This is a genomic window from uncultured Psychroserpens sp., from assembly GCF_947492715.1.
Lineage (GTDB): Bacteria > Bacteroidota > Bacteroidia > Flavobacteriales > Flavobacteriaceae > Psychroserpens.
Window position 1 is genome coordinate 190,054 of sequence record NZ_CANLNS010000004.1, and the last position, 16,498, is coordinate 206,551.

9 protein-coding genes are annotated in these 16,498 nt (G+C 32.2%); 2 read left to right on the forward strand and 7 right to left on the reverse strand.

What is annotated here, in order from left to right; all coding sequences use genetic code 11:
- Positions 1 to 11: 11 nt before the first annotated feature.
- Positions 12 to 1,658 carry a serine hydrolase gene (locus tag Q0787_RS11930; RefSeq protein ID WP_298902934.1) on the reverse strand — a complete coding sequence of 549 codons (1,647 nt, stop codon included), beginning with the start codon at positions 1,656 to 1,658 and terminating at the stop codon, positions 12 to 14.
- 202 nt (positions 1,659 to 1,860) lie between these two features.
- On the opposite strand from Q0787_RS11930, the gene Q0787_RS11935 reads away from it, so the two are divergent.
- Positions 1,861 to 2,997: an AraC family transcriptional regulator gene (locus Q0787_RS11935; RefSeq protein ID WP_298902935.1), complete on the forward strand. Its 1,137-nt coding sequence runs from the start codon at positions 1,861 to 1,863 to the stop codon at positions 2,995 to 2,997.
- Between the two features lie 200 nt (positions 2,998 to 3,197).
- Here the strand turns inward: Q0787_RS11935 and Q0787_RS11940 are convergent, their stop codons facing one another.
- The 4 genes from Q0787_RS11940 to Q0787_RS11955 form a co-directional block, all read right to left on the reverse strand.
- Positions 3,198 to 4,490 (reverse strand): DUF885 domain-containing protein, encoded by a 1,293-nt coding sequence (locus Q0787_RS11940; RefSeq protein ID WP_298902937.1) that lies wholly within the window; start codon positions 4,488 to 4,490, stop codon positions 3,198 to 3,200.
- A gap of 85 nt (positions 4,491 to 4,575) precedes the next feature.
- A complete protein-coding gene (locus Q0787_RS11945) occupies positions 4,576 to 6,111 on the reverse strand; it encodes a hypothetical protein (protein WP_298902938.1) in 1,536 nt (511 codons plus the stop codon).
- A gap of 2 nt (positions 6,112 to 6,113) precedes the next feature.
- Positions 6,114 to 7,481: a CocE/NonD family hydrolase gene (locus Q0787_RS11950; RefSeq protein ID WP_298902940.1), complete on the reverse strand. Its 1,368-nt coding sequence runs from the start codon at positions 7,479 to 7,481 to the stop codon at positions 6,114 to 6,116.
- Positions 7,482 to 7,493: 12 nt separating this feature from the next.
- Positions 7,494 to 8,588: a DUF2911 domain-containing protein gene (locus Q0787_RS11955; protein ID WP_298902942.1), complete on the reverse strand. Its 1,095-nt coding sequence runs from the start codon at positions 8,586 to 8,588 to the stop codon at positions 7,494 to 7,496.
- A 149-nt stretch (positions 8,589 to 8,737) separates the two neighbouring features.
- Here Q0787_RS11955 and Q0787_RS11960 point away from each other — a divergent pair, with 149 nt between their 5' ends.
- Positions 8,738 to 9,733 carry a helix-turn-helix transcriptional regulator gene (locus Q0787_RS11960; protein WP_298902944.1) on the forward strand — a complete coding sequence of 332 codons (996 nt, stop codon included), beginning with the start codon at positions 8,738 to 8,740 and terminating at the stop codon, positions 9,731 to 9,733.
- Positions 9,734 to 9,990: 257 nt separating this feature from the next.
- Here the strand turns inward: Q0787_RS11960 and Q0787_RS11965 are convergent, their stop codons facing one another.
- Positions 9,991 to 10,806 (reverse strand): T9SS type A sorting domain-containing protein, encoded by an 816-nt coding sequence (locus Q0787_RS11965; RefSeq protein WP_298902945.1) that lies wholly within the window; start codon positions 10,804 to 10,806, stop codon positions 9,991 to 9,993.
- Between the two features lie 23 nt (positions 10,807 to 10,829).
- Positions 10,830 to 16,310 carry a LamG-like jellyroll fold domain-containing protein gene (locus Q0787_RS11970; protein ID WP_298902946.1) on the reverse strand — a complete coding sequence of 1,827 codons (5,481 nt, stop codon included), beginning with the start codon at positions 16,308 to 16,310 and terminating at the stop codon, positions 10,830 to 10,832.
- Between the last annotated feature and the right edge of the window lie 188 nt (positions 16,311 to 16,498).

Below are 16,498 nucleotides of genomic sequence, written 5' to 3' on the forward strand. Positions count from 1 at the left end.
TTTCGGTTTTGTTACTTCTTAGTTAATATCGCTGGTAATATATAATCAGTCATCATTTTATCAACACTGGCATGAGTGCCTGGTTTACCATATGCTGAAGTAGTGATAACCACTACAAAAGGAATGTCTTTAAAGATAAAGATTTTATTACCTCCATTCCCAGCAGAAAAAGCTACTTCATAATCTTTATCATCTATTGTATATGTTTTATTCCAAAAAAGATAACCATAATGTAAACCTTTTATTCCTCCATAATCCTGTGATACTTGTTTGGCTAAACTTTTTTCTACCCATTCTTCTGTGAGAATTTGTTTGCCCTTCCATGTTCCTTTGTTTTTATAAAGTTGTCCGTATTTTGCAAAATCAATAGCTCGAAGTTGTATTCCACCACCAGTATATGCAATATTTTGAGGGGTATAAAACCACTCATAATTGGTAATTCCTAACGGCGTAAATAATTTTTTATCAGCATAAGAAACCAATCCATTTGGAACAGATTTATGAACGATATCCCCTAACAAATTAGAACCAGCAGTAAAGTAGTTATAGTCTTTACCTATTATTTTATCTTTATGCATGGGTAAATCTAAAGTGAATTTCACCCAATTATCAGAAGATTGCATTTTATATTCAGTCCCAGGACTGTCATTGTCACGGTCATCACCAACAAACCCAGAACTCATTGTTAAAAGTGATTTCAGTGTTACAGAATCTTTTTTAGTGCTATAATTCTTATATGACTTTAAATCGTAAAAGTCTTTTAATAACGTATTTTCGTCTTTTATAAATTTTTCTTTAATGGCAATTCCTAGTAGTGTAGAAGCAAATGATTTTCCCACCGACATAGGGTTGTGTAAACTGTCTCTTGTTGCGCCATTAAAATATTCCTCTATTAGGAGTTTATCTTCTTTTATTACCACAATTCCGTTAATATCTTCATACCTACCTTCTGCAATTTTCCTATTGAGTGCTTCAATTTTGTTGTTATTAAAATTAGCTTTAGAAATTTCCCAACCACTATTTGGTCGTATTTTTTGAACAGGAACTAAATTTTCATCTATCACTATTTTAGGGACTTCTACAGCAATACTTCCTTTTGCCAAAAGAGGGCCAACTTTTAATGTACCCTCTCTTAAATAAGGTCTTATTTCAATACTTAAGGTGTGACTCCCTTCGGTAAGCGCATCTTGTCCGCCATTAATTTTAATAAATCGTTGCCACATAAACCAACCCCAAAAACCTATTTGTTCTGGTGTTACTAATGGTATTACTTGTCTGAGTTTTTCTGTTTTACGTGTTTTTGGTCCTGCTCCGGTGTTTAAGTTCTCTACATAAATTATTTTCTCATCGACTATATATGAAAATTGAAAATTTCCTTTGTTTAATAATTCATCTTCAGATAAGGTTGGAGCTAACCCTTGAAGGCTTTGTATCAATGGTTTATCTAAGTTAAAAACAATACTAAGGTAGTTGTCGTTATGTAAATTGAAGTTTTTTGAATATGCTTCTGAGGAAATTTTAGCTTTTGTAAAGTCTACTGTTGAAAAGTATACGTTCCCAATTTCGTTTGCTAGTGTATTGCTTGATTCTGATTGACTATTATTCTTGCACGATATTAATATACATACAATAAGTACTAAAAAATGATTTGATTTCATGTTTGTGATTTTTATGTAAAGAAAACTTTTTTTTGTCATCAGATGTAACAATTGTAGTTATTAGATGTCCTAAACTATAGTATCAGACTATTTTTTAGTCCATACATAAATAAAGATCAAATTCTAACTAATGAAATGATAAAAAATAATAAACTTATTTTCATGTTAAATTAAAATATGACAATATTAAAATTTTAAGTAGATGAGTATATCGCTATATGAGCTTTTTCTGGTATTGGTTATTGGTCAGTGTATTTTTTTGATTTTTGCCATTCAGTATATCCCTAAAAAACATACAGGAGCAAACAGGACAATACAGTACTTATTGGCTATTTATTGCTTTTTTTTATTCGAAAGAGCTGTAGGCCATGAATTTGAAAGAGACTTTTTGAGACGATATGGTAATATCATTAATGTCTTTTATCTTTTTATCGGACCTTTAGTTTATACTTATATTAGGCGGTTACTTTTTTATAAAAATGGAAACTATCAGTTAGCATACTATCACTATTTACCAGGGATATTGTATTTAGTATACTGTTTTTATCATATTTATATTTATGATTCAATAAAAGATCCTAGCAGCTATTTTAACACTTTATTGTTTTGTAACGACGTCATGTTTTTTGTTTTTATCTCGGCATATTTATTCAAATCTAATAGACTATTGAATTACTATAAGAAAAATGAAGAAGAAGAACTATCCTTCAATCAAACTATTATAAAGTATATAAAGATTATGCTCATTTGCTTGATGGTTTATATGTTTTTTTGGTTGCTAGGCATTGTTGAACGCTTTGTTATTAAATTACCAATCGATATTAGAATGATCTGGGATATATCGTGTTTACTCTTTGGTATACAAATTTACATCGTGGCTTTTTATAATTTAAAACATCCAGAAATATTTAAAATTCGTTTTCCCTCTAAGAATGAAAATATCCCTAAAAGAAAAAATAGACTTGACGACAATGAAATAAGTAAGATTCAAAATCTAGTTGATATCTTCTTAGAAGAAAAGAAAGGATATTGCCGACCAGAATTAAGTTTATCAATTTTAGCTAACGACATTAATACTACAACTAATAAATTATCATGGGTTCTAAATAATATTTATAAAAAAACGTTTTACGAACTGGTTAATGAATATAGGGTTAAAGATTTCCTAGAAAGAATTGATAACAATAATCATAAAGAATTGACTTTAATTTCTATTGCACTAGATGTTGGATTCAATTCAAAGTCTACCTTTTATAAGGCTTTTAAAGAGATTACAAAAATGACCCCTTCAGAATATATTCGGGAAACCAAAAACTCTAATCAAGTAGATAATAAGTAAATTCGCGTCATTTAATCTCATCTATAACTTTGTTTGATACAGTTTGTGCTAGTTACTTTCCAATACAGAAAGTGACTTATCATTATTAATAGTACTTTAAAGTCCAAAGAGATAAATTAGGCGCAAAAATTATATAATAACTGAATACTAATCAAGGTAATACATACTCATAGTAGAACTCGTAACACAGTTAAATGAACTCAAAAAATAAGATCTTTAATATTTACAATTGACAATGGTATGTCGCCATGACTTAATAATTCTAAATGAAACTTCTTATAGTTGAAATTTTCTTTTTGTTTTGCTAAACTCAACATATCCGTAAACTGATTTGCACCATATTTATATGTTACAACCTGTGCAGGCCAACGTTTCATTCGTGCAATTTCACGCCTAGCAATATCATCTTGATTAGCGATGTGTTTTTTCCAGAAAGCCATTGCTTTATCATCGGACCAACCATAAAAATTAAGTCCAACATCTAAAGCCACCCTTACAGATCGTATTAAATCCCATTCCCATTTTCCATATTCATCATATATGGTTTTGTATATACCGAGATCTTTTCCAAGATATTCTACATAAGCTCCCCATCCTTCTACAAATCCAGGATACCAAAAAAGTTGTTGAATCTCTGTCCGCTTCACAATATTGTTAACCATAATTTGATAATGGTGACCAGGGATACCTTCATGAATATAAATCCAGTCTATTTGTCGTTTATTAAATGGTGCCTCAAAATAATTGAAGTAAAATGTGCTATTATTATAATACGCTGGCACTTGTGCTAGTGAAGCGTTAGAGCCTTTAGCAATCTTTAAATCTGAGATATCCTTTATATGTGGAAAAACATATGAAGATGATTTTGCAACCTGCAATTTGACATTATTAAAGGCTTTTTCAATGTCTTTCAGGTTATAGTAATAAAACGAAGAGTCTGTTAAATGAAGATTAAATGCTTCCTTAGGTAATTTTGATAGTTGCTGTAATTTTTCCATTTCGGTCTTGACAGTCTCTATTTCATTTAATCCAAACTGAAACATATCATCCGGATTAACTTCGGCATCTACCCAACGTTTCAATAAATAAACATACCATTCCTTTCCATTTTCAATAGAATAAATACTTAAAGAATCATTAAGTACTGTGGTATAATCCCATTCCTTTTCTAAGGATAAACGTTCTAAATTTAAACCAACTTCATAGATCATAATATCATAATCTAAACGTTGATATTTATTGAGATCATTTTTATTTATATTACTTAATTGGTGTTTAACATTCTTAAAGAATGCTTCCTGCGATTTAATACTTTCAGCTGATTTTATAGCGTTTAAATTCTGGACATAATTAACTTGTAAATTTGGAATACCCAGACCTAAATATGTTTCCAAAAAATACGCGCTCAAATCATCAAAATCATCGCTTTGCGAAAAACATGATTGAATCATTATTACACATAAGATTAATAGTTTAAATTTAGTTTTTTTCATTTCTTTAATTATTAATTGTCTCTATAAAATAATTCAATGAAGCCGATTCAAAAAACATTTTGTTTTCTTTTTTTATTGAAATGTCCTATTGGACCTTTAAGTTAAGATCTTTCCATTTTAATGCTGTTAGCTTTAATTGATTAGAATCTTCCATGTTATATTTAAGAAACACATCATTAATATCTGTGGAAAGTGTGCCTTCAGATAAAAAATACAATTCGGTAGAAATCTCAAAGAAACTCTTCATTCTTCTCTTCATAGTTAAAAACAAACGTCCATTATTTTCTACTATGCTTACTTTTCTATCTTCAATTTTATAGGTGCCAATTAGTTTGCTTTTTAAGTCATCTGAAATAGCATTTTGTTCTTTTGTTACTGTATAATTATCAACTAAAAACAACCATGGATCTTTATGCTTGCGTCTGTCCGTATAATTATAAACAACCTTCTCATCAGGTAACAAAACAGTACTTGAGTTTTCATTCCAACTTGTAGGCCAAAGTTTATGTGTTAAGGAAACCTTTAAACCTGAATTAGGTAATGTGATATATTTTATATCTCCAACAGTATTTGCGCCTTCAGCAGTTGGTTCTCCTACAATAACTGCTTTAGTGTTTTGTTTTAAAATTGAAGCTAATTCTAATAACGTACCACGAGTAGCATTACTTGTTAGAACAAATAGCCTTCCTCTCTGATTAATGTTTTTTGAATCTCTCAAGGCATCTGTTAAAGGCTTTAACTTAAAACCATTACCTCCACCTCCATACCTTACATCTACAATAACTTTAGTGGTTTTATTTTTTGCTAGAATCGTTTCAATACTTTTTACAAAATCAGAAAAAGAATCACCAGAATCGTTATTAGATATGTGTTGTAATTGTACAAATAGTGTTTTAGTTTTAGGAATGTACTCAAACCAATAGTTTTCTTTGACGTGGGTTGTATTTGAAGCACTAAAAAACTCGTCATTAGCTAACCCTCTAGATAGTGCCGAATATGATTCTATGGAACCACTTTCAATTGTTTTAATCTCTCCTGAAGCAAACTCCAAAGTCACTTCATCATTGCTAGTCCCTAAATCAACAGTTTTTAAAAGAGATGGTATTAATCCATATGCCTGAAATAAATATTTCTTATAATAATCATTATCTGCATTTAAAACTGGTTTTATAGTATTGAATACGTCTTGAATATTGATGTTATTTATTTTTACAATTTGTTTATCAATTATTTCTTTATAACCGTTACTTGCATCAAGAATATATAGCCCATCATTAAACCAATATGTTTTTATAGGTAGAATCTTTAAGTCAACACCTTTTTGAAACAATGGCACATTACATCCTTCATCATTTAACGTATTCAATAATCTTTGTAAAGCAAAAACAACCTCTTCTTTTTGATTACCCATTTCTGATGAACTAATAATTTCATAAATATTGTCAAACGCTTTTTTGTTTGTATCATTTTTATATTGAGGCACCATTTTCTCCACTTTCTTTTTCAAGAAAACGAAGTCTTCTTCCCATGAGCTTTGATCAATATTAAAATTAACCTCTTGAGCGCTTCCTGAACAAGAAAAAACAAAACCAATTAATAATGCAATAATCTCAATTTTCATAATTATTTAAGATTTAAAAACATCCAGTTAGTACTTTCCTTACCTAATGTAGTACTATAATTATCACGTGCATGTACCATATAGCTTCCATTACCTAGCGTTTCAACATTATGCTGCATAGAATTAAAGTTTACAAACCCATGATCTGCGTTTTCAATCAGGATAAAATTGGCTTTACCTCCATTTTTGTTCACAATATCTGCAATCTTTTGTGCACCAGCAGGATGTATTGCTTGTATATCAAATTCTCCATGCATGGCAAATACATTAGTTTTAACCTTTGACCACGCTTTAGGAATATTAATATCTGCTAAATTTTGCCAAAACTTAAAATGACGTCCTATATATTGGTTTCTTTCAAAATCTGATGCATTGAAAACCTCCACATAGCTTTTGTTTTTCAGCATGTCTTCACCTGATAGCTTTTTAATTAAAAAATCATCATTGAACTGTAAACTTACTTTACTATCCTCTTTAATTTGAGCTTCAGACACGCCAAAATGTTTTGGTTGAATGGTGTATAAATCTATCATATAGTCGTACCAGTTTTGCGCAATACTACCATAAGTTAAAATACCTCTTGGTTCTTGAAATTCATTTAATAAAGGTGCAATTACACCTCCCATGGAGTGCCCAAACATAAAAATGTTATTCGTATCAATCGATTTTTGCTTTAATAAATCTTTATAGCCTTCTTTAAACGCTAAAAGTTCTTCAGTAAAGCTTATTTCAGAACACGTTTTTTTACTTTGACTGTCTCCAACACCTGGCTTTTCTATTCGATATACAGCAAATCCAGCATTAACCCAATCACTTAATAGTTTTTTCATCGGATTATCATTAGAAACCGTTTCTACAGAACCGCAGGTATATCCTTGAAGAAAGTAAACCACTGGAGCATTTTGCTTATTTTTTGGAGTTACCAAAATACTCCTTAACACATTGTCTTTATAAACGACTTCACCATAAGTAACACTACCATTTTCGAATACTTCAATGGGTCTGCCTTTTAACGTACTCGAATTAGTTTGTTTCTTTTCATTAGAAAAGTATTCTGCCTTTAAAATATCTCCTTCATATAGTTCACTTGTAATAGCTAAAACATCTTGAATTGTATTTACTGGTCTATTATTTAATGTTGTGAGTACATCACCTTGCTTTACTCCTAAATTTGAGAATGTTGAATTCGGCATTACTGTAGTAATGTACACTCCAGAATTTAGTTTTAAATTATGTTCATTGGCAATACTATCGTTTAATGTTTGCATCATAATACCCAACATTCCTTTTCTTTTGAGGATTTGAGCTTCTGAAATTTGATGAACAAATAGTAATGCGATCGCAATAGATATGTATGTAATTGACTTCATATAATATTTTAATTATAGTTTGTAAGTTCCTGTTTCTACTTCTGATATAATTTCGTCCAGCCTGTTATGAAAGCGTTCTGGAGCCGTTTCTTTTACTTTTTTGATGTCTTTTACCGATTTTTTTATGTTTCCTAAAAAGTATTGACTTAGACCTCTATTTAATTGTAAAGACCAATACTCTGGATATTGCTCAAATTTTGAATTATTATAATCATAAGCATCTTGGTAAAATCCATTGCGCAATAAAAATATACCAAACGCATTGGCTTCATTTGCTGAAGCAAAAAGAGATTTAGCCTCTTTAATTGCTTCTTCCATATCTGTAGTTTTATTCAGCTTTTTTAATAATTTAATTTTAGTTCCGAGATTAGTAAGGTTTTTATCGGCAGCGAAACCTCCATAACCTCCATTTATAGACCGATTTACCCAATCTAAAGCTTCTTCTAAATTGGTGTCATGATTTAGACACCAATTTGCAGCATCATTCCAGGCTTGCCAATGGTAAGTATTTATTCCTCGTAGTTCACTTCTAAAACTTTCAATCGTAGTTGAATTTAGATCTACTTCAACCTTAAAGGGAAGTCTTCGATTTGCCCACTCTAAACCAATGATCAATGAATTCTCAGTGCGATCTAAGAACTCATAATCCAGTTGTTCTGAAAACGGAGATTTTACAGAGGACACATCAACACTTAAGCTGACATCATCTTTTATATCGAGATAATAACTTCCCCATTGATTATTATTATGTGCAAATAATAAAGTATAAACATCCTTTTTTGGAATGACATGAAATCCATAAATTCCCGGTTTTAATAATTGGCCCTCAATTAACACATCTGTATTAAATTCAATAGTTGTATTCATATTAGCACCTGCTCTCCAAGGAATAGGGTTTCCGTCTTGAGGAATAATATTCGTATTACTCCAAACATCTCTCCCTCTTACAGATGGACTACTATATTTAATAGTGATATTAGTAACACCTAATTTTTGGGTTTCTTGAACTTCAGGACTTGCTTGCGGAATGCTTAGTGTATGAAATTGTGCAAAGGCAAAAACCGATACTAATAGTAAAACTGAAGTTGTGTAGTACTTTTTAAACATGTTGTATATTTTATTGATTTCTACAGGCAAAACTACCAGCATATTCTCTATGAAATCTCCTAATTCGTGAAATATAGAGATAGATTTAAGAGCATTTTAACAAAAGTGAACCTTGTTTAACTCCTATATTTGTAGAAAGGATATAAAACATGAATTCAGCCATTGTACTAATTATGTTTTCAGGTGTAGCAGTAACGTCTTGTGGGTTTTTGGCAAGCTATTTTTTATTCATAAAAAATGAACATAAAGTTAAGGATGTAACATTAGGTTTGCTTTTTATAGCCATAGCATTAAGGATTTCGAAGTCTATTTTTTATTATGCCTTACCTGAAATATCTGCCATTGGAGTTGGTATAGGTTTTTTTGGCTTTGCATGTATTGGTCCGTTAGCACTAGTCTATTTTTCAATCAATAATTCTAGCGCTTTTAATCTAAAACTTATTCATTATTTCCACCTTATTTTTCCTGTTTTGGGTTTTATTATTATTGTAGCAAACAGTGATTATGCTTATGATTTATATCTATTAGCCAACATTAGTTTAGCAGCTTATTTAGGGTTTATTGCAAATCAATTTGTGATATCATCTAAATCTCCGGAATTATCTAAATGGCACAAAGCGCTTTTTGTGTCTTTAATTGGATTAACTGGAATTCTAATTTATCAGTTACTAGGTGAAACTATTAACGATTATGCCATTGGCATTGGATTATCGTCTCTAGTGATGTACTTTTTATTCTTTTATGCACTGCAATCACCAGGATTGGTAAAAAAATCAAACCCCAAGTCCTTACCTCATGAGTTATTACAAAAAATCAAGGTTGCTATAGAAGAAGATAAAATCTTTATGCAACCTGCAATATCTTTATCTCAATTTGCCGAGGCTATAGACGTTCCTACGTATTTGGTTTCAAAAGCTACCAAGTCCTTATATAATAAGAGCTTTCCTGAGGTTATAAATAGTTTTAGAATTAGCACTATAAAACAAAAATTATCTCAACCAGAATTTGCCAACGAAAAAATTGAAGATTTAGCTTATGATGTTGGGTTTAATACGGCTTCTACCTTTTATAATGCGTTTAAAAAGGAAACAAACATGTCTCCAAGAGCTTATCAGAAAGAGATTCAGGAACGAACAATTAGCTAAACCTCTAAGAAGTTTTATCAATTATTTCTTTGCTGAAACTTCGGTCTTATTTTCCAATACAGAAAGTGACTTATCATTATTGATAGTACTTTAAAGTCCAAAGAGACAAATTCGTTACAATTCAAAATCAAAATAGATTAAAATATTGAGCATAGAAAAGCCTCAGAAATTATTAATCTGAGGCTTTTATGCTTAATCAAATAAGTATGGGAAAACGTACTATTTAGAGTATCTTTTAGGTTTTCGCTATTAATCCATTAATGTTTGATAAATCTTAAGTTCTGTTTTCCTATTACTGTTTGTATTTCTAGAAAGTAAACTCCGCTATTTAACTGACTCACATCTAATTGCTCTTTTGCTTCAGACATTTGAACCAATCTACCATTGACATCTCTAATCTTTAAATCTTCAATAGTGTTGTTTGAAAGCCCCTTTATGTTTAATATATCTCTTGTTGGATTTGGAAACACCTGAAAGTCTAAAACCTCTTTTTCCTCTTCACTCAACGTTACAAAATTAAAGCTGCTCATTCCTGACACTCCTGCTCCATTAGGGTCGACAACATTCGCAAACTCTGCCATACCGTTATCAACCATATCTGCCTGCATAAAAGATTTTAATGGCGTAACTGTATTAGCTAAAGATGAATTGTTCTCTAATATATACATAACTCCTGATGTTGGAACACCATTTACTGTAAACGTATACATGTCTGAATTCATTCCCGATGATGGGGCTGATAATGAAATCGGACTCCCTAAGGTCTCTGTAATCAAATAACCATCAATAGTAGGTTGTGCTACATTAACTCCATCAAAGAAAGTTGAAGAAGCTCCCGATCCTAAAGAAGTGTCTGGTGTAATTGTTACTCCATCTGGAAGGATAATGGTGAATCCATAACTTTGTACTGAAGTAAGAAAATTATTAGTACTTGTATTTGGAACAGCCTGAATTGTAAAACTATAACTCCCATTATGCTGCAAAGTGTAGGTATAACCATCTTGTGCATTTAATTTACTTGTACAAAGCATAAACAGTAATGTAACTAAAAGAATTTGGGTAATTTTTTTCATGATTTTTGTTTTTGGTTTATTATTTAATTTTCTGGTAATTGCTCCTCTATAGCGTAAGTACTAAAATTTAAAAAATTACTAGGGTGAGCTAAAACATTTTGTAAAACAAAAGGAGTGTCTGGTGTGACTCCTGAATATTGTGTGTTTCCGTCCATGTTAACATCATATACACTATATCCTGGTACTATATAGGTAGGAAAATTTAAAAAATTTCCTGGGTCGTTAAGCACGGTTGATAATATAGAAGGACTGTCAGGTGTAGTTCCTGAATACTGAGTTCTGCCATCTCCATCAACATCTCCAGCCCATAACGCTGTTACACCATTTGGCATACCAAAAATCGTTTGAGCATTTGTTCCAAACGTAATTTCATTATTAGCATCTGTATAATTCACTGCTGTAGCCGTATTAGATAACGCTACTGTACTGGCCGTCATAACACCAAGGTGATTACGGTGTTTCACAGTAACATAATAATTCCCTGCTACAGTTGCGTTAAAGTATACTGGCGAATTTCCATCAACATGTACTATATCTCCATCTCTTTGTAATAAAGCCGAACGAGAAGCGATAATTGTTGTATTATCTGAACTAGCTCTTAATTCTAACCAAATCCAGTCTACAATCGCATCGGCCCCTTCTTTAACGAATAGCAATTCACTACATGTCATCCCGTCTGAATATGGACTTGTTGTCGGTATTATATCATTAACTCTTAAATCGTCGCGCATAAGGCTTTCTTCTCCTGTATTAGGGTTTAAGGCCGCGCCTTGTAAATAAGTTTTTGCATTTAACCCTGTATTACAATTATCTAATATATCTTGTACACTGTCCCATTCTGTTGCGTTTATACCTGTAAACGATAAGGTTGTTGCTCCGTTACCAGCAGTCATATAATTATATAAACCACATAAACTTGTTATATTTGGCTGGTTTTGAATAATGAATGTATCCGTAACATTATTTAACGCAAATAGATTCATACTTTCTAACGCATTATTATTTCTAATAGTAGAAAAACTTGAGCCTGTTAGTGCTGTTAGATTTTGTAAAGCATCAATCTCAATTAAATTCCCGTTAAAACTGATTCCTAAAGAAACTAGAGTAGTTAACGACTCTAAAAACGAATTACTTAAAGATGTTATTTCTTCATTTCCTGAAATGTTTAAAGATCCAAGTGACGTAATATTTAAATTAGGAAATCCTTCAAGATTAGTCACGCTGTCACAATTTGTTAAATTAAACCCCCCTAAACTGGTTAAGTTATCCATTCCTTGGATAGAAGTTAGCTGGGTTAAATCTGTTAAAGAAAGCCTGTTCCCTATACTAGTAACACTTTGAAGAAAATCTAAATTAATCATTGCAATTGTATCAAATTCTGCATCTGTACCAATAGTATCTAAAACCGTTACTGTTATGGTATTTACTAACGGGCAATTATCTATAGAAAAATCATTATCAATACTCGTTAAATTTGGCAAATTAATAGCCGTTAAATTAGCGCAACCTCCTATTAATACTCTACCTGAACTACTTAGCAATTCGGGGGCATTAATAGTCGTTATACCTGTAAGGTCTGTTATGATAAAGTTTCCGCAATTTTGTAAAAGTGGAAAGGCTATACTAGATAATCCTGAACCAATATTATTCATACGTACTTCTCCTGACACTTGTGTTAATTGAGGTAATGAAACTGAACTTAATGAACTAAAATTAATTACAAAATTCCCTGTTAAGGTTTGCAACTGATTAAACGAAATGGTATTTAAAAGTGTATTACCTGTAATTGTTATGCTATCAATACTATTTAATTGGTCTAAAATAGAAATGTCTGTTAATGCATCTAAGTTGTTTACTTCAAAACCTCCGCCTAAACTCGTGATATTAGAAAATGAAGCAATACTCGTTGTATTGATCATATTCTTTAAAGTAAAGTCGTCTCCTATAGTTGTTAAACTAGAAAAACCAGATAAGTCGTCCACTATATCACCTTCTAGGTATAAATCTCCAGAAATGGTGTGAATGTTAGAAAAGCCAGAAAGGTCTGTAATTGTACCGTTTATAATAACATTACCTTCAATAACACCACAAGTTCCTAAAGCTGTGGTATAAGTGTCGACTTCTGCTTGTGTCGTTAACGTTACACCTCCTGCAACCACACAATCGCAGGCTTGAGATACATTGTTATCTGAAGCATCTATCCAGTTACTGGCACTTCCATTTAGAGCAAAGTTAGCCAGTGTTCCGTTAGTATTATTACCCGAATTATCTGTTAATGTGGTTACTGTACTATTATTTAAGGTTGCAATACCTTGATTAAAGTTATAACTTAATAATAAATCATTTTGTGCCATATCTGCGCTACAACCGTTAAGATTTTCTACTTCAAAAGCCGTTAGTGTTTTAGTCCAAAAACGTAACTCGTCTAATTGTCCATCAAAATAGCCTCCACTATCTCCTGTTGGAGTATCTGTTGCTGCATAGCCTATTTGTATGTCTGCGGTTGTAGAAGCTGCGGTTGCGGTTCCATCCCATCCGGTAGAGCGGGCAAGTGTTCCGTCTATATAGCATCTGGCATTACCAGAATTAAGTGTTACAGCAACATGATGCCAGTTATCATCTGCCACATAAGTATCTGGGCTTAATAGCCTGGTAATATAATTTGAGCCACTAGCATAGTAATAAAATTCAATTCTTCCTCCATCTAAATTAATACGCCATCCATTATCTCCATTAGGTGTAAATTTATTTATAACCCCTCCTATTCCGTCTGTAGTTTTTATCCAAAAATCTACCGAAAAGTTCAAGTTGTTTTGTGAAATATCATGAGGAATCGTAACAATATCGTCTGTACCATCAAAGTCTAAACCAGAACCTTGCCCTGCTCCATAGCCTTGGATTGTAAAGGTGTAAGCTGGTTCATCACAGTCATTACTATTAACCATAACAATTGCTGTTTTTGTTCCAGATGTTGTAGGATTAAAAGTAAACCTTAAAGTTGCTGACTGTCCCGCCAGAATAGCATTTCCACTAGGGTTTTGTGTTATGGTAAAATCATTTGTATCTCCAGTTAACGTTACACTACTTACCTGTAAATTGCCCGTGCCATCTGTATTGCGTACAAAAAAGGTCATATCCTTTGTGTTTCCAACTTCCACAATCTCTGCATCTGTATTATCACTAGTATTTGGGGTATCGTCTCCCGAGAGTATATCTATACCATCTCCTTGAACATTGATTTCTGGAAAAGCAACCGAACAAGTTTCTGAAATTCCATTGGCTGTAGTATCTGTCCAGTTGGAAGCACCTCCGGCTAAATCAAAATTGTATAGTGTTCCAAAGAAATTATTTGTTGAACTATCTGAAGCAATGGTCTCAGAAAAATTATCACTATCAACTGCTCCTTGATTAAAACTATATTTTGCCACTAAACCTGACACGCTATTACTTAGCTCACAATCTTTTTGTGCACTGATTTCATCTAAACATAGAGTTCTCGACCAAAATCGGACTTCATCTAAATCACCATTAAAATGAACGTTATTAAACGCAGAATATCCTATAAAAAGTGATTCTGTGTTTGTTGGTGCATTGGGAACATTATTGAATGTAATTTCATTGTCTAAAACACCATCTATATAATATTTAAGTTCGCCATTTCCGAATGCTAAAGCTATATGGTGCCAGTTACCATCATTAAGCCCAGAAGTAATAGAATTAATAGTTTCTTCAATATTTGATACTGCGTACTCAAATCTCATCCTTCCAGAACTGTTTAAGAACAAAGAGAATCCATTAATACCTGTGGCATCGTACTTACTTATAATAGCTTGCCCTCCTGCTGTAGATGTTGTTTTAAAGTATGCTTCTATTGTAAAAGTATTGACATTAAATGCTGAATCATTGCTAACTTCAATACGATCATCAGTTCCATCAAAATTTAATCCAGTTCCAGACAAAAAGGCCTCTCCTCGAACATCGAAGGTATATGAACCATCACAATCATCGCTAACTACCGTAACTGTAGCAGTCTTAGCACCTACTGAACTTGGAACAAACCCAATTATTAAATTACTTGAACTCCCAGAGGTGTTTACGCCAACTGGAGAAGTCAATATTGCAAAATCTGAAGCATTAGTTCCAGTTATAGTAACATCAGTAATAGTAGCATCCCCTGTTCCAATATTTGATACGTTATAGGTATTATCAGCTGGAGAAGCATTAATGTCTTGAAGTCCAAAATCTGTAGCATCAATTCCACTTGGTGTAGTGTCCCCATTAGTTATTGTAATTCCTGCGCCACTTACAGATAACTCAGGATAAGTACTACAACTACCTAAAACCATATTGGATGTAGCATTTATCCAGTTAGAAGTCGTTCCATTCAAAGCAAAATTCATCAATATACCATCTGGAGGAGCTCCAGCACTAATGGTATGATTAAATCGTAAGATATTGTTCATAGGGAAGTTATTCCCATTAGCCTCTCCATTATTAAAATCATAATAAGCCGCTAAATCTATTTCGTTCCCAGCTAGTTCACATAGCCTATTGTTTTGTATTCCACAAATACCAATTGCTTTATCCCAAACGCGTAATTCATCTATAATACCCTCGTAAGCAAAACCGCTTCCTTGAGCTATATCTCCTAACTTCAAATTGTCAATACTGTCTAAAACAGCATCAGTCGAATCAAGTGTAGCGTCTAAATTTCCATCGAAATACATCTTATAGGTTGCACCATCGTAAGTAATTGTAAGATGTTGCCACTGGTTGGTTAAAACCGAATTACTTATTAATGTTTGAACTCCGTTTGAAGTGAAGAAGGTGAATACCAAGTTTCCTGTTGTATTAATTAAGATTGCGTGTCCCGAAGCACCATCTATTGTATCTAGGATATAATGATCTGTAGTTAAAGAAATTTGGGGTTGTATCCATAATTCTAGACTAAAGTTTGAAGAGATGATGTAATTTCCATTAGGAAAATCGACATAATCATCGATTCCGTCAAAATGCAATCCTGTTCCTCCCTGAATAGCAGTTCCTTGAATAGCAAAACTATAGGATGGTGTGCTTGGATCATCACTTTCAATAGTAATTGTTGCAGTTTTTATACCTTCAGTTTGCGGTGCAAATAGAATAAACAGTCCTTCTTGAGCACCTGAAGCTACAATTGTTGGAGGAATTCCGTCCATACTAAACTCACTTGCATCAGCGCCAGTTATTGTAATGTTAGAAATATTAAGATCTAAAGACCCATTATTAATAATATGAAAAAAAGAAGGATTAGATTGGCCAGTAGCAGTATCCATAAATAGTGTCCCATCCAACATATCTGGTGTAGTATCTCCATTAGTAATGGTGGTCATTGTGTCTGGTCCTGTTACAGAAATTTGTGGAACATATATGGTTTTTGAAAGTAATGTTTTGATACTTTTATGCTCATTCCCAAAAGAAAAAACATAAACTAACAATAGCACTTTGGTAAGTAAAAATTTTCTCATGTGTATGTAGGTTAAGGCTTATTATAAAATTTTGGTTATGCGATAGTACAAATCAATTTTCATATTTGTCTTTGTTTTATAGTTACAAAAAGTTTCATCCTAGCATTTATAAGCCTTTACGAATGATTACAATTTGTTAATTACGTCTAGTTTCGAATCAATATTTCTATATTTGCAGTACTCTATTT

Excerpts from the sequence above, each read along its gene's own strand:
- Q0787_RS11930 (WP_298902934.1), bottom strand. The coding sequence starts at position 1,658 with ATGAAATCAAATCATTTTTTAGTACTTATTGTATGTATATTAATATCG.
- Q0787_RS11935 (WP_298902935.1), top strand. The coding sequence starts at position 1,861 with ATGAGTATATCGCTATATGAGCTTTTTCTGGTATTGGTTATTGGTCAG.
- Q0787_RS11940 (WP_298902937.1), bottom strand. The coding sequence starts at position 4,490 with ATGAAAAAAACTAAATTTAAACTATTAATCTTATGTGTAATAATGATT.
- Q0787_RS11945 (WP_298902938.1), bottom strand. The coding sequence starts at position 6,111 with ATGAAAATTGAGATTATTGCATTATTAATTGGTTTTGTTTTTTCTTGT.
- Q0787_RS11950 (WP_298902940.1), bottom strand. The coding sequence starts at position 7,481 with ATGAAGTCAATTACATACATATCTATTGCGATCGCATTACTATTTGTT.
- Q0787_RS11955 (WP_298902942.1), bottom strand. The coding sequence starts at position 8,588 with ATGTTTAAAAAGTACTACACAACTTCAGTTTTACTATTAGTATCGGTT.
- Q0787_RS11960 (WP_298902944.1), top strand. The coding sequence starts at position 8,738 with ATGAATTCAGCCATTGTACTAATTATGTTTTCAGGTGTAGCAGTAACG.
- Q0787_RS11965 (WP_298902945.1), bottom strand. The coding sequence starts at position 10,806 with ATGAAAAAAATTACCCAAATTCTTTTAGTTACATTACTGTTTATGCTT.
- Q0787_RS11970 (WP_298902946.1), bottom strand. The coding sequence starts at position 16,310 with ATGAGAAAATTTTTACTTACCAAAGTGCTATTGTTAGTTTATGTTTTT.